This is a genomic window from Herbaspirillum sp. DW155 (genome assembly GCF_037076565.1).
Classification (GTDB): domain Bacteria; phylum Pseudomonadota; class Gammaproteobacteria; order Burkholderiales; family Burkholderiaceae_D; genus Herbaspirillum.
This window is the reverse complement of the sequence record NZ_AP029028.1, coordinates 60,595-87,518: the sequence shown is the minus strand read 5'-3', so window position 1 is coordinate 87,518 and position 26,924 is coordinate 60,595. Positions and strand designations below refer to the sequence as shown.

General features: G+C 64.2%; 28 protein-coding genes. 17 read left to right on the top strand and 11 right to left on the bottom strand.

Annotation, left to right across the window (positions count from 1 at the left end):
* Positions 1–17: 17 nt before the first annotated feature.
* Entirely contained in the window at positions 18–2,024 is a 2,007-nt protein-coding gene (locus tag AACH55_RS00385; protein ID WP_338717448.1) for an oligopeptide transporter, OPT family, read from the bottom strand.
* A gap of 140 nt (positions 2,025–2,164) precedes the next feature.
* Between AACH55_RS00385 and AACH55_RS00380 the strand changes: the two genes are divergently transcribed.
* The 10 genes from AACH55_RS00380 (at position 2,165) to AACH55_RS00335 (ending at position 10,994) form a co-directional block, all read left to right on the top strand.
* Positions 2,165–2,695: a hypothetical protein gene (locus AACH55_RS00380; RefSeq protein ID WP_338717447.1), complete on the top strand. Its 531-nt coding sequence runs from the start codon at positions 2,165–2,167 to the stop codon at positions 2,693–2,695.
* A 171-nt stretch (positions 2,696–2,866) separates the two neighbouring features.
* Positions 2,867–3,211, top strand: coding sequence for a DUF1840 domain-containing protein (locus AACH55_RS00375; protein WP_338717446.1), 345 nt, complete (start codon positions 2,867–2,869; stop codon positions 3,209–3,211).
* A gap of 230 nt (positions 3,212–3,441) precedes the next feature.
* Complete coding sequence (gene rsmB, locus AACH55_RS00370) at positions 3,442–4,767, top strand: 16S rRNA (cytosine(967)-C(5))-methyltransferase RsmB (RefSeq protein ID WP_338717445.1); 1,326 nt, start codon at positions 3,442–3,444, stop codon at positions 4,765–4,767.
* Positions 4,764–5,390, top strand: a complete 627-nt coding sequence (locus AACH55_RS00365; protein ID WP_338717444.1) for a DUF4390 domain-containing protein — start codon at positions 4,764–4,766, stop codon at positions 5,388–5,390. Before rsmB ends, AACH55_RS00365 begins: the two co-directional genes overlap by 4 nt.
* Positions 5,387–7,666: an ATP-binding protein gene (locus AACH55_RS00360; protein ID WP_338717442.1), complete on the top strand. Its 2,280-nt coding sequence runs from the start codon at positions 5,387–5,389 to the stop codon at positions 7,664–7,666. The genes AACH55_RS00365 and AACH55_RS00360 overlap by 4 nt, the downstream gene beginning before the upstream one ends.
* A gap of 168 nt (positions 7,667–7,834) precedes the next feature.
* Complete coding sequence (locus tag AACH55_RS00355; protein WP_338717441.1) at positions 7,835–8,584, top strand: response regulator; 750 nt, start codon at positions 7,835–7,837, stop codon at positions 8,582–8,584.
* Positions 8,585–8,840: 256 nt separating this feature from the next.
* Complete coding sequence (locus AACH55_RS00350; protein ID WP_338717440.1) at positions 8,841–8,975, top strand: hypothetical protein; 135 nt, start codon at positions 8,841–8,843, stop codon at positions 8,973–8,975.
* 100 nt (positions 8,976–9,075) lie between these two features.
* The gene (locus tag AACH55_RS00345; protein WP_006713246.1) at positions 9,076–9,333 is read left to right on the top strand and encodes a DUF3567 domain-containing protein; all 258 of its coding nucleotides are present in this window, start codon (positions 9,076–9,078) and stop codon (positions 9,331–9,333) included.
* Positions 9,334–9,468: 135 nt separating this feature from the next.
* Positions 9,469–10,152 carry a methyltransferase domain-containing protein gene (locus AACH55_RS00340; RefSeq protein ID WP_338717439.1) on the top strand — a complete coding sequence of 228 codons (684 nt, stop codon included), beginning with the start codon at positions 9,469–9,471 and terminating at the stop codon, positions 10,150–10,152.
* Positions 10,149–10,994, top strand: coding sequence for a DMT family transporter (locus AACH55_RS00335; RefSeq protein WP_338717438.1), 846 nt, complete (start codon positions 10,149–10,151; stop codon positions 10,992–10,994). The genes AACH55_RS00340 and AACH55_RS00335 overlap by 4 nt, the downstream gene beginning before the upstream one ends.
* 62 nt (positions 10,995–11,056) lie before the next feature.
* Here AACH55_RS00335 and AACH55_RS00330 read toward each other — a convergent pair whose 3' ends face one another.
* From AACH55_RS00330 to AACH55_RS00310, 5 genes are all read right to left on the bottom strand, one after another.
* On the bottom strand, positions 11,057–11,779 hold the full coding sequence (locus tag AACH55_RS00330) for an amino acid ABC transporter ATP-binding protein (RefSeq protein WP_338720422.1): 723 nt from the start codon (positions 11,777–11,779) through the stop codon (positions 11,057–11,059).
* Positions 11,780–11,784: 5 nt separating this feature from the next.
* Positions 11,785–12,537 (bottom strand): amino acid ABC transporter permease, encoded by a 753-nt coding sequence (locus AACH55_RS00325; RefSeq protein WP_338717437.1) that lies wholly within the window; start codon positions 12,535–12,537, stop codon positions 11,785–11,787.
* A gap of 148 nt (positions 12,538–12,685) precedes the next feature.
* Positions 12,686–13,465, bottom strand: a complete 780-nt coding sequence (locus AACH55_RS00320; RefSeq protein WP_338717436.1) for a basic amino acid ABC transporter substrate-binding protein — start codon at positions 13,463–13,465, stop codon at positions 12,686–12,688.
* Positions 13,466–13,666: 201 nt separating this feature from the next.
* Positions 13,667–14,575 (bottom strand): arginase, encoded by a 909-nt coding sequence (gene rocF, locus AACH55_RS00315; protein WP_338717435.1) that lies wholly within the window; start codon positions 14,573–14,575, stop codon positions 13,667–13,669.
* A 181-nt stretch (positions 14,576–14,756) separates the two neighbouring features.
* On the bottom strand, positions 14,757–16,604 hold the full coding sequence (locus tag AACH55_RS00310) for a potassium transporter Kup (protein ID WP_338717434.1): 1,848 nt from the start codon (positions 16,602–16,604) through the stop codon (positions 14,757–14,759).
* A gap of 511 nt (positions 16,605–17,115) precedes the next feature.
* On the opposite strand from AACH55_RS00310, the gene AACH55_RS00305 reads away from it, so the two are divergent.
* Genes AACH55_RS00305 through AACH55_RS00290 form a run of 4 tightly spaced genes read left to right on the top strand, consistent with a single transcriptional unit; the run spans position 17,116 to position 20,894 of the window.
* A complete protein-coding gene (locus AACH55_RS00305) occupies positions 17,116–18,141 on the top strand; it encodes an ABC transporter substrate-binding protein (RefSeq protein ID WP_338717433.1) in 1,026 nt (341 codons plus the stop codon).
* A gap of 1 nt (position 18,142) precedes the next feature.
* Positions 18,143–19,159 (top strand): ABC transporter substrate-binding protein, encoded by a 1,017-nt coding sequence (locus tag AACH55_RS00300; RefSeq protein ID WP_338717432.1) that lies wholly within the window; start codon positions 18,143–18,145, stop codon positions 19,157–19,159.
* Complete coding sequence (locus tag AACH55_RS00295) at positions 19,140–20,012, top strand: ABC transporter ATP-binding protein (protein WP_338717431.1); 873 nt, start codon at positions 19,140–19,142, stop codon at positions 20,010–20,012. The genes AACH55_RS00300 and AACH55_RS00295 overlap by 20 nt, the downstream gene beginning before the upstream one ends.
* Before the next feature lie 15 nt (positions 20,013–20,027).
* The gene (locus AACH55_RS00290) at positions 20,028–20,894 is read left to right on the top strand and encodes an ABC transporter permease (RefSeq protein WP_338717430.1); all 867 of its coding nucleotides are present in this window, start codon (positions 20,028–20,030) and stop codon (positions 20,892–20,894) included.
* Between the two features lie 27 nt (positions 20,895–20,921).
* On the opposite strand, the gene AACH55_RS00285 is transcribed toward AACH55_RS00290, so the two are convergent.
* Together AACH55_RS00285 and AACH55_RS00280 are read right to left on the bottom strand one after the other, a co-directional pair.
* Positions 20,922–21,494: a methylated-DNA--[protein]-cysteine S-methyltransferase gene (locus AACH55_RS00285; protein ID WP_338717429.1), complete on the bottom strand. Its 573-nt coding sequence runs from the start codon at positions 21,492–21,494 to the stop codon at positions 20,922–20,924.
* Between the two features lie 127 nt (positions 21,495–21,621).
* Positions 21,622–21,978, bottom strand: a complete 357-nt coding sequence (locus tag AACH55_RS00280) for a hypothetical protein (protein ID WP_338717428.1) — start codon at positions 21,976–21,978, stop codon at positions 21,622–21,624.
* Positions 21,979–22,338: 360 nt separating this feature from the next.
* Between AACH55_RS00280 and AACH55_RS00275 the strand changes: the two genes are divergently transcribed.
* Complete coding sequence (locus tag AACH55_RS00275) at positions 22,339–23,544, top strand: threonine ammonia-lyase (protein ID WP_338717426.1); 1,206 nt, start codon at positions 22,339–22,341, stop codon at positions 23,542–23,544.
* 20 nt (positions 23,545–23,564) lie between these two features.
* Here the strand turns inward: AACH55_RS00275 and AACH55_RS00270 are convergent, their stop codons facing one another.
* From AACH55_RS00270 to AACH55_RS00260, 3 genes are read right to left on the bottom strand one after another with little or no spacing between them, the layout of a single operon-like run.
* Positions 23,565–23,852, bottom strand: a complete 288-nt coding sequence (locus AACH55_RS00270; protein WP_338717425.1) for a DUF6587 family protein — start codon at positions 23,850–23,852, stop codon at positions 23,565–23,567.
* Positions 23,849–25,675: a ferrous iron transporter B gene (locus AACH55_RS00265; RefSeq protein WP_338717424.1), complete on the bottom strand. Its 1,827-nt coding sequence runs from the start codon at positions 25,673–25,675 to the stop codon at positions 23,849–23,851. Before AACH55_RS00265 ends, AACH55_RS00270 begins: the two co-directional genes overlap by 4 nt.
* Positions 25,672–25,917: a FeoA family protein gene (locus tag AACH55_RS00260; protein ID WP_338717423.1), complete on the bottom strand. Its 246-nt coding sequence runs from the start codon at positions 25,915–25,917 to the stop codon at positions 25,672–25,674. Before AACH55_RS00260 ends, AACH55_RS00265 begins: the two co-directional genes overlap by 4 nt.
* Before the next feature lie 188 nt (positions 25,918–26,105).
* Here AACH55_RS00260 and AACH55_RS00255 point away from each other — a divergent pair, with 188 nt between their 5' ends.
* Together AACH55_RS00255 and AACH55_RS00250 are read left to right on the top strand one after the other, a co-directional pair.
* Positions 26,106–26,360 carry a hypothetical protein gene (locus AACH55_RS00255; protein WP_338717422.1) on the top strand — a complete coding sequence of 85 codons (255 nt, stop codon included), beginning with the start codon at positions 26,106–26,108 and terminating at the stop codon, positions 26,358–26,360.
* Between the two features lie 62 nt (positions 26,361–26,422).
* Positions 26,423–26,881, top strand: coding sequence for a hypothetical protein (locus AACH55_RS00250; RefSeq protein WP_338717421.1), 459 nt, complete (start codon positions 26,423–26,425; stop codon positions 26,879–26,881).
* Positions 26,882–26,924: the final 43 nt, after the last annotated feature.

Genomic DNA, 26,924 nt, shown 5'->3' with positions numbered 1-26,924 from the left:
GCGCATTCTCGCTACCGTCAGCGTGCCGGCAAAATACGCCGCGCAAACGCGATCAGCACCAGCACCATCGCGGCCAGCCCCAGCCACTGCCCGGTCGATTCAAACGCGCCCGACACCACCGCCAGCGGCGCATCCTTGCCGGTAAAGCCGATGATGGCGGCCAGCAGCACGCCCACCAGGCTCTCGCCAACGATCAAGCCTGAGGCCACCAGGATGCCGCGCTGGCGCGGCTTGTCGGCATAGGCGTCCAGATCCATCCCGGCCGCCCGTGCACGGCGGCGCAGGCCGCGTTCGATCAGCCAGCCCAATACCGCGCCCAGGAACAGGGCGCTGCTGACCATCGGCGGCAGGTAGATGCCGATGCCCACGGCCAACACCGGCAGGCGCGCCACACCGCCACGGCGGGCCAGCAGCCAGTCGATGACGATGAGCACGATGCCCAGCGCCACGCCCACGCTCAACATGGTCCAGTTCAGCTCACGGGTGAAGATGCCGGTGGCGATGGCCGTCATCAGCGTGGCTTGCGGCGCCGCCAGCGCTTGCGCGGCATCCATGCCCGCACGCGGCAGGGCGCCGGTGAAGCCGTAGGCGTTGTAGAGCAGGTTCAGTACCGGCGGGATGACGAGCGCACCCACCACGCAACCGATCAGCAGCGCCACCTGCTGGCGCCAGGGCGTGGCGCCGACCAGCTGGCCGGTCTTGAGGTCTTGCAGGTTGTCATTGGCGATGGCCGCGACCGCAATGATGGCCGCGGTCACGAACAGCGCCACCGCGATGGCCAGCTTGCTGCCTTCCGGCGTGGCCAGCAGCGGGTCGACCGCGCCCGAGACCAGCAGCAGCACCGACACCAGGATCACGGCCACGATGCCGATGCCCGAGATCGGGCTGGAGGAAGAACCGATCAGCCCGGCCATGTAGCCGCAGGCCGCCGCCACCAGGAAGCCGAACACGAAGGCAAACACCACCGCATAGACGATCAGCCCGATGAAGAGCGCCGGCGACACCGGTGCCTCCGAAAGGAAGGACGCAAACACCACCGCCAGCAGCGCAATCATGGCCAGGCTGATGACGATGATCCAGCGCGGCGACAGATCCTGGTCGGTGCGCTCGGTGCTGCCCTGCTGACGGCGCGAGAGCGTCGACAGCGAGGCCTTGACGCCTTCCAGCATGGGCTTGAAGAGCGTGGCCAGGGTCCAGACCGCCGCCACGCCGATCATGCCGGCACCGATGAAGCGCACCTGGCTCTTCCACAAGCCGTTGGCAAAGTCCGACAGAGCGACATCGGCCGCATGCGGGGTGACGGCGGTGAGATAAGGCACGGCCACGCCCCAGGCGATCACCAGGCCGATCAGGATGGCGATGCCGGAGACGATGCCGATCATGTAGCCCGCCCCCACCAGCGCCAGCGAAAAGCCCATGGTCAGGCGCACCACCGAGGCACCGGCAGTGAACCAGAGGCTCATGCTTTCGGCAAAAAGCTTCAGCCCGCTGGACACCACACTGAAGATTGCTGCCAGAGTGCCGCCGAAGAGGATGTCGCGCAGGCCGCGCCGGGTTTCCTCGCCGCCGTCGGCGTCGGCACTGCCCACGCGCAGGATTTCAGCGGCCGCCACGCCTTCCGGATAGGGCAGCGCACTTTGCACCACCATCACCCGGCGCAGCGGGATGGAAAACATCACCCCCAGCATGCCGCCGGCGGCGCAGATGCCCAGCGTCTGCAGGAAGGGGAAGCCCTGCCAGTGGCCCATCATGACCAGGCCGGGCAGGATGAAGATGATGGAAGAGAGCGTCCCGGCCGCCGAAGCCTGGGTCTGCACCATGTTGTTCTCCAGGATGTTGGCATGGGAGAACAGGCGCAGCACGGCCATCGAGATGACGGCGGCGGGAATCGCCGAGGAAAAGGTGAGGCCGACCTTGAGACCCAGGTAGACATTGGAGGCGGTAAACACCACCGTAATGAGCGCACCCAGCAGCATGCCGCGCAGGGTCAGTTCCGGCAGGCCGGCGGAGGTATGGTTGTTCATAGCGGGTGAGGTAGTCCGTTGAGATGCGTTCTTATACTGCAAGAATTGCCTGGCGGCTATCGGACAATCGCGGATTTTGCTTCATATCGGCAAAAAAGCGCCTTTGTTATGATGGCCTCCCGCCTTTTCGGACCGTTGCCATGTACCGCTTTGCGTGTCTCCCGCTGTTGCTGGCCTGCCTGTGCCTGGCGGCCTGTTCGCCGCGCTACAACTGGCGCGAAGCCAGCGATGCCGGCAACGGCGCGGCCCATTTCGTGGTGCTGCTGCCCGCCAAACCGGCCAGCGTGACGCGCCCGGTCGACCTGGACGGCCCCAGGGCCGACATGAGCATGACCGCCGCCGAGGTCGACGGCCTCACCTTCGCCGTAGGCACCGCCGAGCTGCCCGATGCCGCCGCCGCCAACCGGGCGCTGGAGGCCATGCGCACCGCCCTGCTCAACAACATCGCCGGCCAGCCGCAGGGCACGCCGGTGTGGCCGGGCAAGACCGATGGATTTGCCCGCACCCTCGACCTCGACGCCCGTGGCGTGGCCCGTGGCCGGCCGCTGCGGCTGGTGGCCCGGCTGGCCGTGCGCGAACGTCGGGTGTATCAGATTCTCATCGTGGGAGATGAAAAAGCCTTCACCGAGGAAAATATTGAAACCTTTTTCAGCTCGTTCAAACCAAGCTGAGCGGGGCCGAACCGGATGACAAAAATCCGGCTACCGGAGTATTCTTGTCCTGTCCGTCACTCCAAACGGGCATTCCCGCAGAAATGCGGATGCAGTCTGCAGCGCATTTCCAGCGCATCGCCACTGGCGAGCGCCCCAAAAAACGTTTTCATCCAAAGACCCTGAGGAAATATGCTGATCACCTTCAAATCAAAAGCGGCCGCCGATGTGGTGATGTACGAGTCGCACGCCAAACCCATCCTGGACCTGCTGCACAAGGATCCCGCCCGCGGCGTGATCACCGCCGCCGAGGCCGCTGACGCCATCGCCGTGCTGGAACAGCAGATCAATGCCAGCAAGGCCCACGAAGCGGCCGAAGTGCTGGCGCGCGACGTCAACGCCCATCACAACGGCGAGGTCGACGACCACCACCACGAAAAGATCGAGCCGGTCAGCTTCTCGGCGCGCGCCTATCCGCTGCTGGACATGCTGCGCGAAGCCAAGAAGGGCAATTACGACATCCTCTGGGGCGTCTGATTTCCCCAGAACGCCGGCGCCACTGCTGCGCCGGCGCCCAGACGGCTGCCGCGATCATCCACCGCGGCAGCCGTTTTTGCATCCTTGCCTTGCCGCCCGCAGCTGACGAAATGCAGCCGGCAGGTGTCGGCATGATGGGCCGCTGGTACACTGGCGGCCCGCGCCCGTTGCAACGACCATTGCCGTTGTGCAACTTGAGCGCTGCCGTATCTTCCTGAGCCTGCAAAGACGTGATCCAGATTTCTCTCCTTTCTCCCGGCATCAAGGCCGATTCCCTGGCCTATCAGCTGGCCTATGCCGCCCAGGCGGTGGCGGCCGTGCACGCCGGTCACGCCCTGCCGCAGGCGCTGGCACAGATCTTCGCCCGCAGCGACGCCCCGCCGCCCGCCCGCGGCGCCATCCAGGACCTGAGCTACCGCGCCATGCGCCATCTGGGGCTGGCCGACAGCCTGCTCGGTCTGCTGGCCAACAAGCCGCCCCAGCCGGACGTGCTGCATGGCCTCCTGGTCACGGCCCTGGCGCTGCTGGTCAATGAGGAAGAGGCCGGCTACGACAGCTTCACCGTGGTCGACCAGGCCGTGCAGGCGGCCGCCATCAGCCCGGAAATGAGTTTTGCCAAGGGGGTGGTCAACGCCATCCTGCGCCGCTTCCTGCGCGAACGCGCGGCGCTCATGCCGCAGGCCACCAAGACCCCGCCCGGCACCTGGAATTACCCGACCTGGTGGATCGACCGCCTCAAGGCGTCCTATCCCGAACAGTGGCAAGCCATCCTGCACGCCGGCAACCAGCCGCCGCCGCTGACGCTGCGCGTGAACCGCCGCCGCGCCAGTGTCGGGCAGTACCTGGCCACGCTGCAGCAGGCCGGCATCGGCGCACGCGCCGTCGGTCCCTACGCGGTGCGGCTGGACAAGCCGGTGCCAGTGCAACAGATTCCCGGCTTTGCCGACGGCGTGGTCTCGGTGCAGGATGCCGCCGCCCAGCTGGCCGCGCCACTGCTGGACGTGGCCGATGGCATGCGGGTGCTGGACGCCTGCGCTGCGCCCGGCGGCAAGACCGGCCACCTGCTGGAACTGGCCGATCTGGACCTGCAGGCGCTGGACCACGACCCGCGCCGCCTGCAGCGCATCGCCGAGAACCTCGACCGCCTGCAGTTGAAGGCGCGCCTGCAGACGGGAGATGCCCGTGAAGACGACTGGTGGGACGGCCAGGGCTTCGACCGCATCCTGGCCGACGTGCCCTGTACCGCCTCGGGCATCGTGCGGCGCCACCCGGATATCCGCTGGCTGCGCCGCAAGACCGATACCGCGCAGCTCGCAACACTTTCGGCGCAAATTTTGGACAAGCTTTGGCAGATGCTGCGACCGGATGGTAAATTGCTGCTCGTAACCTGCTCGCTGTGGCCCCAGGAATCGGAGCAGCAAGCGATCGCCTTCGCGCAGAAAAACAATGCCATCCGGCTGCCCGCACCAGGTCAACTGCTGCCCACCGCCAGTGCCGATGCCGATGCCGATCACGATGGCCTGTTCTATGCGCTGTTCCAAAAACCTGGTGCATGAATTTGACGCAATCGGTCCCCTCCCCCGCTACCCCCGCACGCACGCTGCCCGTCGACGGCGCCCGCCTGCTGCGTGTGCTGCTGTCCTGGCTGCTGGCACTGCTGCTGGCCTGTTCCACCCTGGCCGCCCGCGCCGCTGAAATCACCGTCAACCAGGCCAGCATCGAGGCCAGCGACGAAGGCTACCGGCTCTCGGTCTCGTATGACTTCGATTTGAATCGCGGCCTGGAAGATGCGCTCTCGCGCGGCGTGCCGCTGTATTTCACCACCGATGTCCAGCTGACCCGGCGGCGCTGGTACTGGTTCGACGAAACCAGCGTCTCCAGCTCGCGCACACTGCGGCTGTCCTACAACGTGCTGACCCGGCAGTACCACACCGCCATCAGCGGCCAGCTGCAGCAGAGCTTCACCAATCTGGACGATGCCCTCACGCTGATCCGCCGCCCGCCGCGCTGGATCATCGCCGACAACAATACCCTGAAGGCCGGCGAGACCTACCAGGTCGGCCTGCGCATGCGGCTGGACGTGGCGCAGCTGCCCAAGCCCTTCCAGGTCAATGCGCTCAACAACAGTGACTGGCGCCTGTCCTCGGACTGGATCGAATTCAACTACAAACCCGAATGAGCCGCACCTTACGCTATCTGCTGGTGGTCGGCGGGGGCGTCATCAGCGTCCTGCTGTTCCTGCTGGCCTCGGCCTCCGAAAATTCCGCCCTGTTCGAGCAGCACTACCCGTGGCTGCTGTTCCTGAACGGCCTGGCCGCCATCTCGCTGCTGGGGCTGGTGCTGTTGCTGCTGGGACGGCTCTACAAACGCTACCGGCGCGGCAAGTTCGGCTCCAAGCTGCTGGCGCGGCTGGTGCTGATGTTTGCACTGGTGGGCATCGTGCCAGGGGCGGTGATCTACCTGATGTCGGTGCAGTTCGTCTCGCGCTCCATCGAATCCTGGTTCGACGTGCGCATGGAAGCGGCGCTCGAATCGGGCCTGAACCTGGGCCGCAACGCGCTGGATTCCTCGCTTTCCGATCTGGTCTCGCGGGCGCGCGGCATGGCCCAGGAGCTTTCCGACATGAGCGACTCGGAACAGGTCACCTACCTCTCCCGCCAGCGCGACCAGAATATGGAAATCACCATCGTCAACGGCAACGGCCAGGTGATGAGTACGGTCGGCGGCTCCATCGGCGCGCTCACGCCCATCCTGCCCAGCAGCCAGGCGATGCGCCAGGCGCGGGTCTCGCGCGCCTTCTCGGCGGTGGAAAGCGATGACACCCGCCCGCCCAATGGCGAGTCCGATTCCGACGGCAACCTGCGGCTGCACGTGGTGGTGCTGGTGCCGGCGCCCAGCCGTGGCATGTCCCTGCAAAACGAAACGCGCTACCTGCAGATCCTGCAACCGGTGCCTGACTATCTCGCCAGCAATGCCGAAACGCTGCGGCTGGCCTACAACGAATACCAGCAGCGCTCGGTGTCGCGCTCGGGCCTGCGCAAGATCTACCTGGTGACGCTGACGCTGACGCTTCTGCTGGCCATCTTCGCCGCCATCGCCAGCGCCTTCCTGATCGCCAGCGACCTGGCCAAGCCGCTCTTGCTGCTGGCCGAAGGCACCAAGGCGGTGGCCGAGGGCAATCTCTCGCCCCGGCCCATCGTCAGTACCTCCGACGAGCTGGGCACGCTCACGCAATCCTTCAACACCATGACGCGCCAGCTGCTGGAGGCGCGCACCTCGGTGGAAAAGAACCGCGCCGAGCTGGAAAACGCCAAGGCCTACCTGGAATCGGTGCTGGCCAACATGTCGGCCGGGGTGATGGTGCTGGATGGCCAGTTCAACATCGTCAGCGCCAACGATTCGGTGCGGCGCATCCTGGGCTACGACTTCTCGGCCAACATCGGCACGCCCCTGCAGACCATCGACAGCCAGGCGCCGTTTGCCCAGGCCATCATCCGCGCCTTCTCCGAACAGCTGGCCCAGCACAGCAGCGACGGCGCCGACGGCCTGCACTGGCAGCGCCAGTTTGAACTGTCGCGCCAGCCCGGCGCGATGCTCGATGCCAACGACGAGCAAGGCGGCAAGCCCGACCACGACAAGCTGACCCTGCTGGCGCGCGGCTCGCACCTGCCGGTGGAAAACGGCGTGGGCTACGTGGTGGTGTTCGACGACATCAGCAACGTCATCTCGGCCCAGCGCTCCATTGCCTGGGGCGAAGTGGCTCGCCGCCTGGCGCATGAGATCAAGAATCCGCTCACCCCCATCCAGCTCTCCGCCGAACGCCTGCAGCATCGCCTGGCCGACAAGCTCATGCCGGCCGACGCCGCCATCCTGGACAAGGGCACCACCACCATCGTCAACCAGGTCACGGCCATGAAGCGCATGGTCGACGACTTCCGCGACTACGCCAAGACCCCGCCGGCCAAGCCGGTGGCGCTGGACCTCAATGCCCTGATCGAGGAAATCCTCAACCTCTACCTGGCCGGTGACGGCCGCGACGTGATCCATGCCCGCCTCGCACCGGAGATGAGCAAGATCATGGGAGACGCCACCCAGATGCGCCAGGTCATCCACAATCTGCTGCAAAATGCCCAGGATGCGGTCAGCGATGACGGAGAAACCTCGCCGCGCATCGACGTGCTGACCGAACAGATCGACATTGCCGGCACCGATGGCCAGCGCCGCCCGGCCGTGCGCCTGTCGATCATGGATAACGGTCCCGGTTTCTCGCCCACCATCCTGGCGCGCGCCTTCGAGCCCTACGTCACTTCCAAGGCCAGAGGCACCGGTCTGGGGCTGGCCATGGTGAAGAAAATCGTCGAAGAACATGGCGGCCGCATCGATATCCAGAATCGACCCGATGGGCGGGGCGCAAAAATTGTAATTTTGCTGGTAAAGTTAGCACCTATTGATTAAGAGACAGTTTTCTCCGAAAACCGTAGCCAGGATCAAGATTCGACAGCAAGGCGCCGGGAGGGACCCGGCAGTTCATCAAGGCAGGTACGTCAAGGCCGCGTCGAACGCGCCCGCCCGGAACAAGATCGAAAAACTTGGATAATGAACTAGCAGCGAGGAAAGCAGCACATGGCTAACATCCTGGTCGTCGATGACGAAATGGGTATCCGCGAATTGCTCTCAGAAATTCTGGGCGATGAGGGGCATGTCGTGACCACTGCGGAAAACGCGCAGCAGGCACGCGAACTTCGCCAGGCCGGCATCCCGGACCTCGTGTTGCTCGATATCTGGATGCCCGATACCGATGGCGTGACGCTGTTGAAGGAATGGCAGCGCGATGGCCTGTTGACGATGCCGGTCATCATGATGTCCGGCCACGCCACCATCGACACCGCCGTCGAAGCCACCCGCATCGGCGCGCTCAACTTCCTGGAAAAACCGATCGCGCTGCAAAAGCTGCTCAAGGCCGTGCAGCAAGGCCTCTCGCACAGCCGCGAAGCGGTGCGCCCGGCCAGCTACCGCCCGGCCCCGGTGGCGGCCGTGGCCAATGGCGCAGCCGACAGCCTGCATGTCCCGGAGCACGCTGCCCCGGTGACTAGCTACGCTCCCGCCATGGGTGGCGAGACTTCGCATCACGGCACGGCCACCGCTACCCCCTTCGGCCAGGTGGCCGACAATGCCGCCAATATCTCCTTCGACCTGCCGCTGCGCGAAGCCCGCGATGCCTTTGAACGTGCTTATTTCGAATACCACCTGGTGCGCGAAAACGGCAGCATGACGCGCGTGGCCGAACGTACCGGCCTGGAGCGCACCCACCTCTACCGCAAGCTCAAGCAGCTGGGCGTGGAACCGGGCAAGCTGGCGCGCAAGAATCACTGAATCTGAACGGCATCGCTGCCGCACGGAGCACAGACAAGGACAACGGGATCGCAGCGCGGTCCCGTTTCTTTTGGCACTCTGGCGATATCTGAGTCGCCACGGCTGTGGCTGCGTCAGAAATTTCCTGATGTTCTTTTGGGTCCGTCAGCGTCATGCTGAGGGCGTGATGAAGCTTGCCGGGACGCAACCGGCCTGCGTTCCGGCGCTGAACTTCCGCGCGGGCATATCATCTACTTTCAGTAGTTGACGATGCTTCATGAAGAAAAAAGGCAATATTGCAGCCATGCAGGCCGGCAACACCGCAGCCATCAAAGTTTTGCCCGCGGTCTGCCGTTACCAGACTCAGGAGCGCAAGCGACGCGGCGTTTCCCGAGGAGCTGTATCGAAGTGACAAAGATGCACAGAGAGGCGATTCCAGGTGAAGGATCTTGAAATTTACAGTGAAGGCGCCACTTCCTTTTCGAAGCAGTATTCCAGCATAAGGAGTCACTATGAACCTGATCTACAACAGTGAGCAGTACAGCGTCGTCGAATTCGGTGCCGATACCGACCACGAAGCCCTGCGCTTCGGCGGCTACGAGATCATGGACAAGTCCGGCCAGCGCGAAATCTACATCGACGGTCCGGCCGCCGAACTGTTCCGCAAGGACGTCCAGGAGCTCATCGCCTCCGAGCCCACCATGGAAGACATCGACAACTTCCTGAGCCGCTACGACGTGATGATGCGCCACCCCATGACCCTGCACTGATCCGGTCAGGCTTTCCGCTCGCCAGGCAATGACGCCGCGCCCACAGCGCGGCGTTTTCTTTTGGTCAGCTTGTCATCGGCGAAGGCAGCGCGGCGTCCTTTAAAATGGCGTTTTGCCGCCCTCTTCCTCCTTGTCGTGAATTCCTCCCCCATCAGCAGCGCCCAGACCGGCGTGCATGAGCAACTGGCCACCCTGGTGGCGCGCCATGCCGACCCGGCCCACCCCTTCCGCAAGCCCATCACCGACTACAACCAGCGCGCCTTTGATGCCAGCATGGCGGCCTGGCGCGCGGCCGGCGCGCCGCCGCTGATCCTCGATACCGGCTGCGGCGTGGGCTTGTCCACGTTGCACCTGGCCAGCCGATACCCGGATCATTTCGTCATCGGCATCGACCAGTCGGCCGACCGCCTGGCGCGCAATACGCACTGGGACGGCCCCGAGCCGACCAATCTTTGTTTCGTGCGCGCCGACCTGGTGGATTACTGGCGCCTGGCGCAGCAGGCCGGCCTGCGTCCGGCGCGGCACTATCTGCTCTACCCCAATCCCTGGCCCAAGATCGGCCACCTGGCCCGGCGCTGGCATGGCCATCCGGTGTTTCCCTTCATCCCGGCGCTGGGCGGGCAGCTGGAATGCCGCAGCAACTGGCGGATTTATGTCGAAGAATTCACATCGGCCCTGAACCGCCTGACTGGCGGCACTTTCAAGACCGAAGCCTGGCAGCCCGAACAACCCATCACGCCCTTCGAGCGCAAGTACCTGGCCTCCGGTCATGAACTATGGCGTTGCGTGGCCGACCTGGATGCGGGAAGCGCTCCATGAACCTGGCCGTCATCGCCCTGGTGCTGGCTGCCGCTCTGCTGCATGCTTCCTGGAACGCCCTGCTCAAAAGCAGCCACGACCGCCTGGCCTCGCTCTCGCTCATGACCCTGGGCGCCGGGCTGGGCTCGCTCCCGCTGGTGCTGTGGCGGCCGCTGCCGCAGGCGGAGAGCTGGTGCTACATCCTGCTCTCGGGCCTGCTGCATACCGGCTACAACCTGTTCCTGATCCGCGCCTACCGCATCGGCGACTTCGGCCAGTCCTATCCGATTGCACGCGGCTCCTCGCCCTTGCTGGTGGCGCTGGGTGCGGCCCTGTTCGCGGGCGAGCAGCTGGGGCTTTACACGGTGATCGGCATTGCGCTGGTCTCGGTGGGCATCGTGAGTCTGGCCAACCTGCGCGCCCTGCGTGAGCGCGAGCACCTCTCCGCCCCGCTGGCGGCGCTGGCCACCGGCGCCTTCATCGCGGCCTACACCATCACCGATGGCATCGGCGCGCGTCTGGCGGGCGATGCCATCGCCTATGCGGGCTGGCTGTTCGTGGCCGACAGCATCCCGCTGGCGCTGCTCTACCAGTACAAGCACGGCCGCTCGCCGGTGGCGCTGTCACAGAAGGAAACCTGGATCGGACTGGGCGGCGGCGTGATGTCGCTGCTGGCTTACGGCATCGTGATCTGGGCCGTGACGCCGGCGCCCATGGGGATGGTCTCGGCGCTGCGCGAGACTTCGGTGCTGTTTGCGCTGCTGATCGGCACGCTCTTCCTGGGTGAAAAACTGAGCCTGCGGCGGGTGCTGTCCTGCCTGGTGATTGCAGCCGGGGCCATCGTGCTGGGGGCGCATCACTGAGGCGGCCAGGCAGAAACGAAAACGCCGGGATCACTCCCGGCGTTTTTACTTCTTACTATTGCTTACAGCACCTTGCGCAGGAAATCGCGCGTGCGTTCATGCACCGGCTCACCCAGCACCTGCTGCGGCGGTCCTTCTTCCATGATGACGCCCTGGTCGATGAAGAAGACGCGATCGGCCACTTCACGGGCAAAGCCCATCTCGTGCGTGACCACCACCATGGTCATGCCTTCCTCGGCCAGCTGCTTCATGACGGTCAGCACCTCGCCCACCAGTTCCGGGTCCAGCGCGGAGGTCGGTTCGTCGAACAGCATCACCTTCGGTTCCATCGCCAGCGCGCGGGCAATGGCCACGCGCTGCTGCTGGCCGCCCGAGAGCTGGTTGGGGAAGGCATCGATCTTCTCCAGCAGGCCCACCTTCTGCAGCAGCTTCTCGGCCACCAGCACGGCTTCGCGGCGGGAGAGCTTCTTGACCTGCATGGGTGCCATGATCAGGTTTTCCAGCACCGTCATGTGCGGGAACAGGTTGAAACGCTGGAACACCATGCCCAGCTCCGCGCGCAAGGCATTGAGGTTGACCTTGGGATCGTTGAGCTTGACGCCTTCGATGAAGATGTCGCCATCGCTGACCTCTTCCAGGCCATTGAGGCAGCGCAGGAAGGTGCTTTTGCCCGAGCCGGAAGGACCGATCACGCACACCACTTCGCGCGCGCGAATCTCGCAATCGATGCCGCGCAGGATATGCGCCTGGCCGAAGCTTTTCTGCAGTTGGCTGACCTTGATCATCGTGCTCATCGTGCATCTCCCTTGCCGTAACGCGCTTCCAGATGGCGCACCAGCGCCGACAGCGCCAGCGTGATGAGCCAGTAGATCACCGAAATGGTCAGGTACGGCTCCCAGTAGCGCGCATAGGCGCCCGAGACGGTCCGTGCGGCATAGGCCAGTTCAGCCAGGCCGATGGCCGAGGCCAGCGAGGAATCCTTGACGATGGCAATCGCATTGTTGCCCAGCGGCGGCAGCATGCGGCGAAAAGCCTGCGGCAGCACCACGCGGCGCAAGGTGCCGAGATAGCTCATGCCCAGCGAGCGCGAGGCTTCGCTCTGACCACGGTCGATGGACTGGATGCCGGCGCGGAAGATTTCCGAGACATACGCGCCCGAATTGAGCGTGATGGCCAGCACCGCCGAAGCGAAGGCGCCATAGTGCGAGCGGATTTCACGCGCCAGGTCGCCGGAGAGGATCAGGCCGCCGCTGGGGTTGATGAGCATGGGCATGAGCGCGAAGTGGATCAGCAGGATCTGCACGAACAGGGGCGTACCGCGCAGGAAGCTGACGTAGAAGCGGATCGGCCACTGCACGCAGTAGCACAGGAAATATTTCCAGAAACCATGGCGTGCCTCGGCCAGGCGGCCCACGCCCAGCACCAGGCCCCAGCAGGTGCCGGCGATGACGCAGATGATCGCGGCCTTCAGGGTCATCCAGGTGCCTTCGACGAACAGCGGCGCGTATTCGCCGATGATTTCCCATTGGAAGAAGGAATGCATGATGAATCCGTTCAAACGGAGAGATTAAGAAAAGCGGAGAAGCAGAGAACGCAAAAAACAACCAGAAACAGGCAGCGCGCCCCGCACCCCGGCGGGACGGCGCTCTCGGACGGGCAACAGCCCCACCACCGGGGCCGCGCCGGAAGGCTTACTTCAGCGGCAGGGTCGGCACTTCGCCGTCGAACCAGGTCTTGTAGATCTTGGCGTAGGTGCCATCGGCGACGATCTGCTTCAGGCCGGCGTTGATCTTGTCCAGCAGTTCCTTGTTGCCCTTCTTGACGGCGATACCGAAGTACTGGCGCACGAACTTGGCGTCACCCACCACCTTGAACTTCTTCTCGGGATGGCTCTTGATGTAGAACTTGATCACGCCCACATCGCCCACGGCCGCATCGACGCCGCCGCGATACAGTTCTTCCAGCATCAGCACGGTGTTGTCGAAGCGGTGGATGGCGGTGCTGGCCTTGCCCAGTTCTTCGGAGACCACGATGTCACCGGCGGTGGAGTTGACCACGGCCACTTGGGTCTTCTTCAGGTCGGCCAGCGAGGTGATCTTGGCATCGGCATTGGTGATGATGACCTGCTCGGCCGGGAAGTACGGCAGCGAGAAGTCCACCATCTGGGCGCGCTTGTCGGTGATGGTGATGCCGGAGATGATGATGTCGCGGTCACCCTGGCCCAAGGTGGCGAAGATGCCTTCCCAGGGCGTGCTCACCAGCTGGATCTTGAAGTTGGACGCCTGCGAGATGGCCTTGATCAGGTCGATGTCGAAGCCGACCAGTTCCTTCTTCGGGGTTTCGAATTCGAAGGGGCGGTAGGTACCGCCCGCGCCGACCACGTAGGTCTGGTCAGCGGCGAAGGTGCTGCCGGCGGCGCAGGACAGGGCCAGCGCGCTGGCGGCCACGGTGAACAATTTCTTGAGAGACATGATGACTTCTTTCTGACGGAGGAATGAACCGGGAGAGCAAGATGCATGCGCACCCTCGTTGCCGCCCCGGTATGCGGGCGCTTCCCGGCACGCGGGAATGCGGGCTGGCTGCCCTGCTCCTGCCCGCCGGATGCGGAAAACCCTGAATGATCAGGCATTGGCCGCAATCCTTCAACCTCCAATTGCAGACAGTGAGAAGCGTCAGCGAATCAGTGTCGATTTGCCGAAAAGACTCTCCACCAGGTCCACCACCACCTCCGCCGTCTGGTTGCGCACATCGCAGGCGGGATTGAGTTCCATCAGGTCCAGCGAAGCGAGACGGCCGGTATCGGCGATCATCTCCATGCACAGCTGCGCCTCGCGGTAGGTCGGCCCGCCCAGCACCGCCGTACCCACGCCGGGGGCCAGCGCGGCATCGAGGAAATCCACATCGAAACTCACGTGCAGATGGGTATCCGGTCCCATGCCGGACAGCGCCTCCTGCATGGTGGCGCGCATGCCGTATTCATCGATGTGGCGCATGTCGAAGACGCGCACGCCGAGTTCGCGCAGGTGACGTTTTTCTTCGCGGTCCACGCTGCGGATGCCGATCTGGCAGATCTGCTGCGGCTCTAGGGCCGGCGTCTGGCCGCCCAGACGGGTCAGCGCTTGCGGTCCCACGCCCAGCAGGCAGGCCACCGGCATGCCGTGGATGTTGCCGGTCGGGGTGGAGTCGCTGGTATTGGCATCGGCATGGGCATCCAGCCACAGCACGCGCAGCTGCTTGCCCTGCGTGCGGCAGTGCTGCGCCACGGCGGCAATGGAGCCGACCGCCAGCGCATGGTCGCCGCCCATGAGCAGCGGTATTTCCGCCTGCGCCAGGGTGGCCGCCACCGCCTCGAAGACGGCCTGGTTCCACTGCACCACCTGCTCCAGGTGGCGCAATCCCTGCACGGGCGGCTGCTGCGGATTGGCCGGGCCGCCCAGGTCGCCGCCATCGATGACGTCCAGCCCGTGCTGCTGCAAGCCGCGCTGCAGTTCCGCCACGCGCAAGGCGGCCGGCCCCATCGAGGCGCCACGGCGGCTGGCGCCCACGTCGGTGGGGGCGCCCATCATCCGGATCTTGTTCATGTGCCTGCTGCTCCTTGCTCAAGGTGATGGTGAAAGATACTGCATCCATGCCCGCCATGCTGCGGGCCTGGCCCTTCGACGCGGCCGGACGATATGAATTCCTCAGCCATTTTGCGACCGCCAAGAAAAATGCCGTTCAGCCAGACACTGAACGGCATTCTTCACGCGAGCCACCGGAACGTCAGATCTCGACCTTGGTCCCCAGCTCCACCACCCGGTTGGCCGGGATGTGGAAGAAGTCCGACGGCTTGGCGCCGTTCTGGTACATCCACGCAAACAGGCGCTCGCGCCACAGCGACATGCCCAAGAGCTTGCTCGGCACCACCGTGTCGCGCGCCAGGAAGAAGGACGTATCCATCAGGTCGAAGTGATGGCCGAACTGCTGCTCGGTCAGGGTCATGACCTTCTGCACTTCCGGCGCTTCCTTAAAGCCGAAGGCCGCGCGCAGCAGGTAGACCTCGCCACCCAGGTCCTTCATGGTCAGGCGCTCGCTGTCGGCAACATAGGGCACATCCCAGATGCTGATCTTGAGGAAGAACACCCGCTCATGCAGGATGCGGTTGTGCTTCAGGTTGTGCAGCAGCGCCACCGGCACGGTGGCGATATTGCCGGTCATGAAGACGGCGGTGCCGCCCACGCGGTGGGGCGGATGCGCCAGCAGGCCTTCGATGAAGGGCTCGATGGGGATGCCGTCATCCTTGATGCGCATGCGCAGCAGCATGCGGCCCGAGTACCAGGTCATCAACAGGAAGAACGCGGCGCCGCCGATGACCAGCGGGAACCAGCCGCCTTCGGTGAGCTTCAACAGATTGGCCGCGAAGAAGGCCACGTCGACCGCCATGAAGCAGGCAGTGGCCACGACCACGGCCGGCATGCGCCACTTCCAGATATGGCGCATCACCACCGCCAGCAGCATGGTGGTGATCACCATGGTGGTGGTCACGGCCACACCATAGGCCGCGGCCAGGTTGTCGGATTTCTTGAACGCCAGCACCACCGCCACCACCAGCACCAGCAGCATCCAGTTGATGAGCGGGATGTAGATCTGGCCCTGCTCGTCCTCGGAGGTGTGCAGGATGCGCATGCGCGGAACAAAGCCCAGCAGGATGGCCTGGCTGGTCAGCGAGAAGGCGCCCGAGATCACCGCCTGCGAGGCGATCACCGTGGCTGCGGTGGCCAGCAGCACCATGGGCAACACCAGCGGCTCGGGGATCATCAGGTAGAAGGGATTGGCCAGCGCCTTGGGATTGGCGATCAGGTTGGCACCCTGGCCGAAGTAGTTGATCAGCAGCGAGGGCATCACCGTGAAAAGCCAGGCATAGCGGATCGGCTTGATGCCGAAGTGGCCCATGTCGGCATACAGCGCCTCGGCCCCGGTCAGCACCAGCACCACCGAACCCAGCACGATGAAGGCCTGCAGCGAGTGCTCGGCCATGAAGTGGACGGCGTAATACGGATTGATCGCCACCAGCACCTGGGGTGCCTTGATGATGTTGTACAGACCCAGCAAGGCCAGCGAGAAGAACCACAGGAACATCACCGGACCGAAGAAACGCCCCACCACGCTGGTGCCATGCCGCTGGATCAGGAACAGGATCACCACGATCACCAGCGTGAGCGGAATGACCGCATGCGCCGTCGTGGGCGCGGCGATCTCCAGCCCTTCCACCGCCGACAGCACCGAGATGGCCGGCGTGATCACCACGTCGCCGTAGAACATGCAGGCGCCGAAGACGCCCAGCATCATCAAGAGCTTGGCGCGCGGCGAGCCCGAGATGGCCGAGCGCAGCGACAGCGCCATCAACGCCAGCACGCCGCCTTCGCCGTTGTTGTCGGCGCGCAGCACGAACATCACGTACTTGATGGTGACCACGATGGAGATCGACCAGAACAGCATCGAGATGATGCCCAGCACCGCGCCGTGTGAAAAGGCGATGCCATGGTCGGGGCTGAAACATTCCTTCAGTGCATACAGCGGGCTGGTACCGATATCGCCAAACACCACGCCCAGCGCCGCCAGGGTAATCATGTGGAATTTGCTCGACCGGAGGGAAAGGCCTGGATTGGTGTGAGATGAACTCATCTTGCTCCCTTTGCTTCTTCAAATAGAGTGCCGGCGGACAGGGATCTGGGGGCAGACACCACCCTCGGCGGGGAGGGCCGGCCACTGTCCGGGCAGGACGCGTACTTTAGCGCACTCTACCCGTGGTGCGCTCAAAATGCGCCTGACACCATCCTGACGTTGCGCGCGCGCCTCTCGACCCGCCTGCGAAACTTGACAGGCGGGCATGGACGCGGTTGCAGAACGAAACCCGGGAAAAAACCTTCATTTCGCCTGAAACCTGCGCCGGACAAGGGTTTCCAGCCTATACGGGGGCTGCATATCGATATGCGGTAATCGAGTTTTTCTTTCTCCCCTACCCTTTATATACTCCGAACGAATAAAGAACCGCGTTTTACCAGCATGACGGTTCTAAGCCGGACCCACCATCCACTGCCGGATTCTCCACCGAAGCCGGCCCTCCACCGCACAGGACAGCATGACTACACGACTCTCTTTCAGGGGACGCCTGCGGCGTCTGCTCACCACCACGCTGGCGCTGTCGCTGCTGGGCGCGCCGCTGGCGCATGCCGAAGGCCAGCTGCGCATTGCCGAGCAGTTCGGCATCGTCTATCTGCTCCTGAACGTGGCGCAGGACCAGCAACTGATCGAAAAGCACGGCAAGGCCGCCGGTGTGGATATCAAGGTGGAATGGCTCAAGCTCTCTGGCGGCTCGGCCGTCAATGATGCCCTGCTCTCCGGTTCGGTGGACATCGCCGGTGCCGGCGTGGGTCCGCTGCTGACCATCTGGGATCGCACTTACGGCAAGCAGAACGTGCGCGGCGTGGCCTCGCTGGGCAATTTCCCCTACTACCTGGTGAGCAACAATCCCAAGGTCAAGACCATCGCCGACTTCAGCGACAAGGACCGCATCGCCCTGCCTGCGGTGGGCGTGTCGGTGCAGTCGCGCGTGCTGCAACTGGCCTCGGCCAAGCTGTGGGGCGATGCCCAGTACAACCGCCTGGACAAGATCAGCATCGCCGTGCCGCACCCGGATGCGACGGCGGCCATCATCAGCGGTGGCACCGAGATCACCGGCCACTTCGGCAATCCTCCCTTTCAGGAACAGGAGCTGGCGGGCAATCCCAATGCCCACATCGTGCTGAAGTCCTATGACGTACTGGGCGGCCCGTCCTCGGCCACGGTGCTGTACGCCACCGAGAAATTCCGCAAGGACAATCCCAAGACCTATGGCGCCTTCCTGGGTGCGCTGGATGAAGCGGCCAGATTCATCAGCGCCAATCCGGAAAAGGCCGCCGACATCTACCTCAAGGTGAACAAGGGCAACACCGACCGCAAGCTGCTGCTGCAGATCATCAAGAACCCTGAAGTGCAATTCAAGATCGCCCCGCAGAACACCTACGGCCTGGCCGAATTCATGCATCGCGTGGGCGCCATCAGGAACAAGCCGGCCTCGGTAAAGGATTACTTCTTCGACGATGCCCATATTCAGGGAGGTAGCTGAAATGGCTGCATCTTCTAACTTATATAAATCATTTACGCTCTTGCTGGCCAGTCTCGCCGCACTGGGCAGCGCAGCCTCAGTCCACGCCGAAGGCACCATCCGCATCGCCCAGCAATTCGGCATCGGCTACCTGATTCTGGATGTGGTGCAGGACCAGAAGCTGATCGAGAAATACGGCAGGCAGGAAGGCGTAGACATCAAGGTCGAATGGACCAGCCTGTCCGGCGCCACCGGCATGAACGAGGCCCTGCTGGCGGGTGCCCTCGATGTGGTCTCGGCCGGTGCACCGCCCGCGCTGGTGCTGTGGGACCGCACGCGCGGCCGCCAGAACGTCAAGGCGATTGCCTCGCTGGGTTCCATGCCCAACTACCTGTTGAGCAACAACCCCAAGGTCAGAAGCATCAAGGATTTCAGCGACAAGGACCGCATCGCCGTCCCCGCTGCGGGCGTAGGCTTCCAGTCGCGCACGCTGCAGATCGAGACCGCGAAGGTTTTCGGCAAGGATGATTTCAAGCGCTTCGACAGCATCACCGTCAGCCTCTCGCATCCGGATGCCACGGCCGCCCTGATCGCGGGCGGCTCCGAGATCAACGCGCACTTCTCCAGCCCGCCCTTCCAGTACCAGGCACTGGAGCACAAGAACGTGCACAAGGTCATCAGCTCCTACGACATCATGGGCGGCCCGGCCACGTTCAACGTGCTCTACACCACCCAGAAATTCCACGACGAGAATCCCAAGACCTACCGCGCCTTCTACAAGGCGCTGGTGGAAGCGGCCGGGTTCGTGCGCAACAACAAGGCCAAGGCCGCCGATACCTTCATCCGCGTGCAGAAGTCAAAACTGGCACCGGAGTTCGTGCGCAAAATCGTGGAAGACCCGGAAATCAACTTCACCGTCTCGCCCGAGCGCACTTTCGTCTATGCCGAGCAGTTGCACGCGCTGGGCGTGCTGAAGAACCGCGCCGGCAGCTGGAAGGATTACTTCTTCGAGGAAGCGTATGCACAACCCGGCAGCTGAAACCGCCAGCGTCAGCGCGGCGGCGCGCCTGCAGCCACTCTTGCAGGTGGACCATGTGAGCCTGCAATACCGCAGCGCCACGGCGGTGGTGCAGGCCACGCATGAAGTCAGCTTCGATGTCCATCCCGCCGACCGCTTCGTGCTGTTGGGGCCCTCGGGCTGTGGCAAGTCCAGCCTGTTGAAATCGGTGGCCGGCTTCCTGCCGCCGGCTGGCGGCGAGATCCGGCTGGATGGTCAGGTAGTGCATCAACCGGGGCCGGATCGTATCGTCGTGTTCCAGGAATTCGACCAGCTGCCGCCGTGGAAGACGGTGCTGCAGAACGTGATGTTCCCGCTGCTGGCCTCGCGCACGCTGGGCAAGCGCGAGGCCGCCGAGCGCGCCCGCCACTACCTGGAGAAGGTCGGACTGGCGCGCTTTGCCGATGCCTATCCGCATACGCTCTCCGGTGGCATGAAGGCGCGCGTGGCCATCGCCCGCGCGCTGGCCATGCAACCCAAGATGCTGCTGATGGATGAACCCTTCGCCGCGCTCGATGCACTGACCCGGCGCAAGATGCAGGAAGAATTGCTGATCCTGTGGGAAGAGGTGCGTTTCACCCTGCTCTTCGTGACGCACTCCATCGAAGAGGCGCTGGTGGTGGGCAACCGCATCCTGCTGCTGTCCCCGCATCCGGGCCGGGTGCGCGCCGAGATCAACAGCCATCAATACGATCTGTCCAGCCTGGGTGGCGTGGGCTTCCAGCAGACCGCACAACGCATCCATCGCCTGCTCTTCGATGAAGGCGGCGAGACTGGCGCGGCCAGCACAGCGGCGCCGGTCATCAATTTCAGTGATGTCCGTTTTTCTTACTAAAGACCGAAATACGCCATGCCCCAGACTCCCCCGATCCGCGACGAATATGAACTGCCGCTGACTCCCCTGCCCGGCCTGGTGCTGCAGCGCCAGTTCTCGCTGCCGCAGCGCCTCTGGCAACAGGGCTGGGTGCGCAAGGGCGCCATCCTGCTGTTGCTGGCGCTGGTGTGGGAAGGCATTGCGCGCTGGCAGAACAATGACCTGCTGCTGCCGACCTTCCTGCAGACGGCGCAGGCCTTCGTCGATGGCATCAGGAGCGGCGAACTGTTCGGCAAGACCTGGCTGTCACTGCAGGTCTTGCTGAAGGCCTATCTGCTGGGCATCGTGGCGGCCTTCGTGCTGACCACGCTGGCCGTGTCCACGCAATTCGGACGCGACCTGCTGGGTACGCTGACCTCGATGTTCAATCCGCTGCCGGCCATTGCGCTGTTACCGATCGCGCTGCTGTGGTTCGGCCTGGGCGAAGGCAGCCTGATCTTCGTGCTGGTGCATTCGGTGCTGTGGGCGCTGGCGGTCAATACCTATGCGGGCTTCCTCGGTGTCTCGGACACCCTGCGCATGGCCGGCCGCAACTATGGCCTGCGCGGCCTGGGCTTCGTGCTGCAGGTACTGGTGCCGGCCGCGCTGCCCTCGATCCTGGCGGGATTGCGCATCGGCTGGGCGTTTGCATGGCGCACGCTCATTGCCGCGGAGCTGGTCTTTGGCGCGACCAGCGGCAAGGGCGGACTCGGCTGGTACATCTTCCAGAATCGCAACGAACTCTATACCGACAAGGTATTCGCCGGATTGGCCATGGTGATCCTGATCGGCCTGTTGGTGGAGAACCTGGTCTTCAATACGCTGGAGCGCGTGACCGTGAAGAAGTGGGGCATGCAGCGATGATTAAATAATTTAAATTATTTAAATCATTTATAGCAGCGACAACTGATTGGGATCTTCCCGCCGACGCGACTGTGCCTTGCGGCGCGGATCGATGACCTGGCCGATGTCGCGGCCTTCGGTGGAAATACCTTCGATGGCCAGCAGCAGTTTCTTGACATGCAGGCCACCGGCAAAGCCGGTCAGTTCGCCACCGGCGCCGATGACGCGATGGCAGGGCGCGATGATGCAGATGGGATTACGGCCATTGGCCGCGCCCACGGCGCGCACCGCCTTTTCGTTGCCGAGCTGGCGGGCGATGTCGAGGTAGGTACGGGTCTGTCCGTAGGGAATGTCGAGCAGTGCCGACCACACCTGGCGCTGAAATTCGGTGCCCTCGAAATGCAAGGGCAGATCGAAGCTGTCGCGCTCACCGGCAAAGTATTCGCGCAGCTGATGTTCGGTCTCGATCAGGACCGGGCGGTCTTCATCTTCCACCATCTCGCCCAGGCGCACGCGCAGGGCGTCGTCGTCTTCCCACAGAATGGCCGCCAGGTGATCCCCCCTGGCCACCAGCTTGAGCAAACCGGCCGGCGAGGCCATCAGCTTGTACGCGTATTCCATTGGCATCTCTTTTGTTGCGTTGAGGGGGCTGATTCTACTGTGTCACCGGCGCAAATGGGAGGCATCGTCCAATGAAAACAGGGCGCCACTTTTCAGCGGCGCCCTGTGGGTGATGTCCGCATCCGCATCAAATCGTCAAGACCGAATGCCCGCTCTCATTGAACGCGTCATACACCCGCGTGCAGACGCGGCAAAACAGATGGCTGCGCTTCACATGGTGATGCCGCAGCACCAGTTGCAGCGCCACGCCTTCGCAATGCGGGCAGGCTTCGCGCATGGGGCCGACCGGAGTGACGTCGGCTGTCAGGTAACCATTGGGGGTCATGACGCCTTCCACCACGTCGCGCGGGTCCAGCTCGACCAGTTTCAACAGCAGCGGGGCGGTGCGCTGCTGGTAGCGCATCCGTTCGCGCGGCGGCACGAGCGGACTGAAGGGCAGGGACGGGGACGGTCGGGCATCCGGGTGCCGGGTGGCCATGCTCATGGGTATCTCCTTGGTGAGAACTGCTGAGACTGCGGAGCTGCGTGATGGAGAAGGCCGCGTACGGCGCTTCCGGGTGTCGCACCGGGACTGGCTGAAGTCTCCTCGGAGAGGCAGCTGGCGGCGCGACGAGTCTTTACTGTAGTCGGCGCACAGGCGGAGTTCAATGGCCACCATCAAAGAAATTTTGTATTGTCTGGACTGCAATTTTCCGGGTGGCGGTTATCACCGACTGCGCAAACTTTCGCAGCTCCGGTTTTTGAATTTACAAGTACGATGGCCTTCGGCTTTCATTTCCCGCCATCCTTGCGCATGGCATGAGCGAACTGCTACAAACCCGGCCATTGCCTCTACAATCACAGCATGACAACGCTCAACGACATCCAAGCAGCCGCCCGGCGGCTCAAAGGCCAGATTCTGGAGACTCCCTGCGTGGAATCGCGCACGCTGTCCCAGATCGTCGGCGCCCAGGTCTTCCTGAAATTCGAGAACCTGCAATTCACCGCCTCCTTCAAGGAACGCGGTGCCTGCAACAAGATGGTGGACGTGGCCGCCAGCGAGGGCGGGGCGCGCGGGGTGGTAGCGATGTCGGCCGGCAACCATGCGCAGGGCGTGGCCTATCACGCGCAACGGCTGGGCTTGCCGGCCACCATCGTGATGCCGCGCTTCACGCCCGGCGTGAAGATCGAACGCACGCGCGGCTTCGGCGCCAACGTGGTGCTGCACGGGGATACCCTGGAAGCGGCCCGCACCCACGCCTACGAACTGGCCGAGAAAGAAAACCTGACCTTCGTCCACCCCTACGACGACGAAGCCATCATCGCCGGCCAGGGTACGGTCGCGCTGGAGATGATGCAGGCAGTGCCGGACCTGGATTGCCTGGTGGTCTCCATCGGCGGCGGCGGCCTGCTGGCCGGCATGGCCGTGGCCGCGTGCGCCATCAAGCCGGAGATCGAGATCGTGGGCGTGCAGACGCGGCGCTTCCCGACCATGGTCAATGCCGTCAAGGGGACCGAACATCCGGTCGGTGCCAGCACCATCGCCGAGGGCATCGCGGTGGGTACGCCCGGCACGCTCACCCGCGCCATCATCGCGCGCGAAGCCGATGAGCTGCTGCTGGTCGACGAAGGCGATATCGAACAGGCCGTGCTGATGCTGCTGGAAATCGAGAAGACTCTGGTGGAAGGTGCCGGTGCGGCCGGACTGGCCGCGCTGGTGCGCTATCCCGACCGCTTCCGCGGCAAGCGGGTGGGGCTGGTGCTGTCGGGCGGCAACATCGATCCGCTGCTGCTGACGGCCATCATCGAACGCGGCATGGTGCGCGCCGGTCGCCTGGCCCGCGTGAAGGTCAGCTCACGGGATGTGCCGGGCACGCTGGCCCGCATCACCGGCATCGTCGCCGAGGCCGGCGCCAACATCGATGAGGTCCACCACCAGCGCGCCTTCACGCTGCTGGCGGCACAGAACGTGGATATCGAACTGGTGCTGCAGACCCGTGGCCGTCCCCATCTGGCCCAGGTGCTGCAGGCCTTGCGCGCGGCGGGTTTCGAGGCCGAGGAACTACACTGACCAGGGTCGCCGCCGCACTTTCAGCGGCGGCGATGAAACCGGATCTTCTGTTCCAGCGGCGGCAGCGCGTCGCCGCTGTCACCACAGCCATCACAGGCGCCACCGCCACAGCCCCCGGCCCTGGCGGGCGGCAACAGCCGCCTCCCCATTGCCCGCCATGCGCCTGCACGACGCCGTATCAGCCAACTGGCCAGCCGCGCCTGCCAGCGCCAGCTCGCAGCCGGCACCAGCTTGCGCAGCATGTAGAGCGCACTGGCGACCACCAGCGCGGCGATGATCGCGTATTGCCACCACAGCGTGTGATTCATGCCAGCCACCTCGCCATATGGAAGGTCAGGAACGACGCCGTATAAGCCAGCACGAACATGTAGCCGAAGGACAGCGCCACCATGCGCCAGGATTGCGTCTCGCGGCGGATGATGGCCAGGGTCGACATGCACTGCGGCGCAAAGGCGAACCACACCATCAGCGACAAGGCACTGGCCAGCGAGATATGCGAGGCCAGCGCGCTCTGCAGGGCCGCCCCCTCGTCACCGCCCACTGCATAGACGGTGGCCAGCGTGGCGACCGCCGTTTCGCGCGCGGCGAAGGCCGGGATCAGCGACAGGCTGATCTGCCAGTTGAAGCCCAGCGGCGCAAACAGCACCTGCAGGCTGTGGCCGATATAGCCGGCGATGGAGTAGTCGATGGCTGCGCGGGTGGCATCGGCCGGCGGCGAAGGGAAGGTGCAGATGGCCCACATCAGCACGGTGAGCGCCAGCATGACGCCGGTCAGGCGCTTGAGGAAGATGGTGCCGCGTTCCCACAGGCCCAGTCCGATATCGCGCCAGTGCGGCAGGCGGTAGGAGGGCAGTTCCATCAACAACGCGCGCTCCTGGCGCGAATGGCCGATGCGCTTGGCCACCCACGCCACCAGCATGGCCGCCGCAATCCCCGCCACATACAGGCAGAACAGCGCCAGCCCCTGCAGGTTGAAGACGCCCAGCACCGGACGATGGGGAATGAAGGCGCTGATCAGCAACGCATAGACCGGCAGGCGCGCAGAACAGGTCATCAGCGGTGCTACCAGGATGGTAGCGATCCGGTCACGCGGGTCAGTGATGCTGCGCGTGCCCATGATGCCGGGGATGGCACAGGCGAAGCTGGAGAGCAGCGGAATGAAGGAACGTCCCGACAGGCCCACCGAGACCATGAGCTTGTCCAGCACGAAGGCCGCGCGCGGCAGGTAGCCGGATTCTTCCAGCAGCAGGATGAAGAAGAACAGCACCAGGATCTGCGGCAGGAAGCCCAGGACCGTGCCCAGCCCCGCCAGCAGGCCATCGGTGAGCAGCCCGCGCAGCGGACCTTCCGGCAGCCACGCGCCGGCCGCACCGCCCAGCGTACCGAAGCCATCGGCGATGGCGTCCGTCATGGGCTTGCCGATGGCATAGACCGCCTGGAACACCAGGAACATGGTCAGCGCAAGCAACAGCACACCGAACACGGGATGCAGGGCGACGCGATCGATCGCATCGTCGCGGCGGTCGGTCGGGGCCGGCATCATCACGGTATCGGCCAGCAGCGAACGCACTTCGACATGCAGGTCGGCCGGTGTCGGCACCGAAGGGGCAGGCACGGAGGAGCCGGCATCGATGGCCGCCACCAGCGCGCGCGCACCGCCGCGCTGGACGGCGATGGTCTCGACGACCGGCATGCCCAGCCGCTGCGACAGCGCCGCCACGTCGATGCGCATGCCCCGGCGCGCAGCCGCGTCCATCATGTTCAGCGCCAGCACCATGGGACGACCCAGGCGCCGCACTTCCAGCACGAAACGCAGATGCAGGCGCAGGTTGGTGGCATCGGCCACGCAGACGATCAGGTCCGGCACCGCCTCGCCGGGGTAGCGGCCGGCCAGCACGGCCTGCGTGACGCGCTCGTCAGGACTGACCGATTGCAGGCTGTAGGCGCCCGGCAGGTCGACCACGCGCACCTGCCGCCCCGAGGGGGCGGTGAAGGCGCCGGATTTGCGCTCCACCGTCACGCCGGCGTAATTGGCCACCTTCTGGCGAGCGCCGGTCAACTGGTTGAAGAGGGCGGTCTTGCCGCAGTTGGGATTGCCGACCAGGGCGATGTTGAGGGCGCTGCTGCTCATGCAGCCTCCCGTGCGGCCAGCATCACGCGCCGGGCTTCGGCGCGGCGCAGCGCAAAACGCGTCGAGCCGATCTGCACCACGATGGGGTCGCCGCCAAAAGGCGCGCTGGCCACCACCCGCACCGGTTCACCGCGCACGAAACCCAGATCGCGCAGGCGCGCAGCGACCGCATCGGCGGCGTGCAGGTCGGTCACATGGTCGACGATGGCGCCGATCCCCTTGGCAAGTTCAGTAAGACGCATGGTTTTTTTCCGGGCGGAGTCTAGAAACGATTCTCATTATATTGTCTCGTCCTGAGAATCGGCTGACGGCTCCTGACCACCTGCCGCCTGAACCGCGCTGCCACGCGCGGCTGCACGCCCGCTGCGACGATATGTCGCATCCAGGTGACTAAAAGCCTCTCGGAACCGTTGTTTTGATAACAACTCGAATGCGCAAGCCTGCGTTTTTCTTTTATTATTTCGTCAACAACTTCGGCCAGATTGTCGCTTCTTCGCCGACCGCCACAGAAATTTTCATGCGTAAATTATTGCACCGCACTATACTTCTCGATGTTTCCGCATGGAAATTAATCGCCGGCGACGCAGACCGGACGACAGGGAGCCAGCAATGCCGCGCGGGGGCGGCGGGTTGGTGCGATCGATTCAAGCAGCAGCTTGCACGGGAGCCAGGCCGGTTGGCCTGAGTGACAACAACAAGATGATTCCACATCCAGCAGGTCCGGCCGAATCCGATATGCCGCAACAGATGCCACTGCGCACGTTGCTGGCCGAAATCAGCGCATTGACGCTGCACGTGCAGCAACTGAGCCGCATGGCCGGGGAAGCCCGCGCGCTCATCGACAACAGCCAGATGTCCGCGCCCACCGACCCGGCGTCGTCGCACCCGCACGACAGCGCCATGCCGGACGAGCCGGACCAGCGGGCGCAACGGGTGGAACTGGAAGAAGCCATCCTGCGCCTCTTCGATGAAACTTTCGGTCCGCGTCCCGACACCCTGGAACGCCAGATGAGCATGAGCCTCATCGCCGAGATCGGCCCGGCGGCCTTCGTGCAGAAGGTGCTATGGGGCGAGGAGATCAGCGATATCGCCCTGACCATCGCGCTCGAACGCATGCTGCCCGCGCTGGACATGCTGGTGGAAGCGCATCCCGAGGCCTTCCTGAGGCAGGCCAATTCCGTGCTGGGACGCTTCAGGTCCAACTGAACTCTTGCATCAACAGGTATGCGATGCGATCCAGGGCGGCCGT

Coding starts and splice junctions, on each gene's coding strand:
- AACH55_RS00385 (WP_338717448.1), bottom strand. CDS start 2,024: ATGAACAACCATACCTCCGCCGGCCTGCCGGAACTGACCCTGCGCGGC.
- AACH55_RS00380 (WP_338717447.1), top strand. CDS start 2,165: ATGTACCGCTTTGCGTGTCTCCCGCTGTTGCTGGCCTGCCTGTGCCTG.
- AACH55_RS00375 (WP_338717446.1), top strand. CDS start 2,867: ATGCTGATCACCTTCAAATCAAAAGCGGCCGCCGATGTGGTGATGTAC.
- AACH55_RS00365 (WP_338717444.1), top strand. CDS start 4,764: ATGAATTTGACGCAATCGGTCCCCTCCCCCGCTACCCCCGCACGCACG.
- AACH55_RS00360 (WP_338717442.1), top strand. CDS start 5,387: ATGAGCCGCACCTTACGCTATCTGCTGGTGGTCGGCGGGGGCGTCATC.
- AACH55_RS00355 (WP_338717441.1), top strand. CDS start 7,835: ATGGCTAACATCCTGGTCGTCGATGACGAAATGGGTATCCGCGAATTG.
- AACH55_RS00350 (WP_338717440.1), top strand. CDS start 8,841: ATGAAGAAAAAAGGCAATATTGCAGCCATGCAGGCCGGCAACACCGCA.
- AACH55_RS00345 (WP_006713246.1), top strand. CDS start 9,076: ATGAACCTGATCTACAACAGTGAGCAGTACAGCGTCGTCGAATTCGGT.
- AACH55_RS00335 (WP_338717438.1), top strand. CDS start 10,149: ATGAACCTGGCCGTCATCGCCCTGGTGCTGGCTGCCGCTCTGCTGCAT.
- AACH55_RS00330 (WP_338720422.1), bottom strand. CDS start 11,779: ATGATCAAGGTCAGCCAACTGCAGAAAAGCTTCGGCCAGGCGCATATC.
- AACH55_RS00325 (WP_338717437.1), bottom strand. CDS start 12,537: ATGCATTCCTTCTTCCAATGGGAAATCATCGGCGAATACGCGCCGCTG.
- AACH55_RS00320 (WP_338717436.1), bottom strand. CDS start 13,465: ATGTCTCTCAAGAAATTGTTCACCGTGGCCGCCAGCGCGCTGGCCCTG.
- rocF (WP_338717435.1), bottom strand. CDS start 14,575: ATGAACAAGATCCGGATGATGGGCGCCCCCACCGACGTGGGCGCCAGC.
- AACH55_RS00310 (WP_338717434.1), bottom strand. CDS start 16,604: ATGATTACCCTGGCGGCGCTGGGCGTGGTGTTTGGCGATATCGGTACC.
- AACH55_RS00305 (WP_338717433.1), top strand. CDS start 17,116: ATGACTACACGACTCTCTTTCAGGGGACGCCTGCGGCGTCTGCTCACC.
- AACH55_RS00300 (WP_338717432.1), top strand. CDS start 18,143: ATGGCTGCATCTTCTAACTTATATAAATCATTTACGCTCTTGCTGGCC.
- AACH55_RS00295 (WP_338717431.1), top strand. CDS start 19,140: ATGCACAACCCGGCAGCTGAAACCGCCAGCGTCAGCGCGGCGGCGCGC.
- AACH55_RS00290 (WP_338717430.1), top strand. CDS start 20,028: ATGCCCCAGACTCCCCCGATCCGCGACGAATATGAACTGCCGCTGACT.
- AACH55_RS00285 (WP_338717429.1), bottom strand. CDS start 21,494: ATGGAATACGCGTACAAGCTGATGGCCTCGCCGGCCGGTTTGCTCAAG.
- AACH55_RS00280 (WP_338717428.1), bottom strand. CDS start 21,978: ATGAGCATGGCCACCCGGCACCCGGATGCCCGACCGTCCCCGTCCCTG.
- AACH55_RS00275 (WP_338717426.1), top strand. CDS start 22,339: ATGACAACGCTCAACGACATCCAAGCAGCCGCCCGGCGGCTCAAAGGC.
- AACH55_RS00270 (WP_338717425.1), bottom strand. CDS start 23,852: ATGAATCACACGCTGTGGTGGCAATACGCGATCATCGCCGCGCTGGTG.
- AACH55_RS00265 (WP_338717424.1), bottom strand. CDS start 25,675: ATGAGCAGCAGCGCCCTCAACATCGCCCTGGTCGGCAATCCCAACTGC.
- AACH55_RS00260 (WP_338717423.1), bottom strand. CDS start 25,917: ATGCGTCTTACTGAACTTGCCAAGGGGATCGGCGCCATCGTCGACCAT.
- AACH55_RS00255 (WP_338717422.1), top strand. CDS start 26,106: ATGCGCAAGCCTGCGTTTTTCTTTTATTATTTCGTCAACAACTTCGGC.
- AACH55_RS00250 (WP_338717421.1), top strand. CDS start 26,423: ATGCCACTGCGCACGTTGCTGGCCGAAATCAGCGCATTGACGCTGCAC.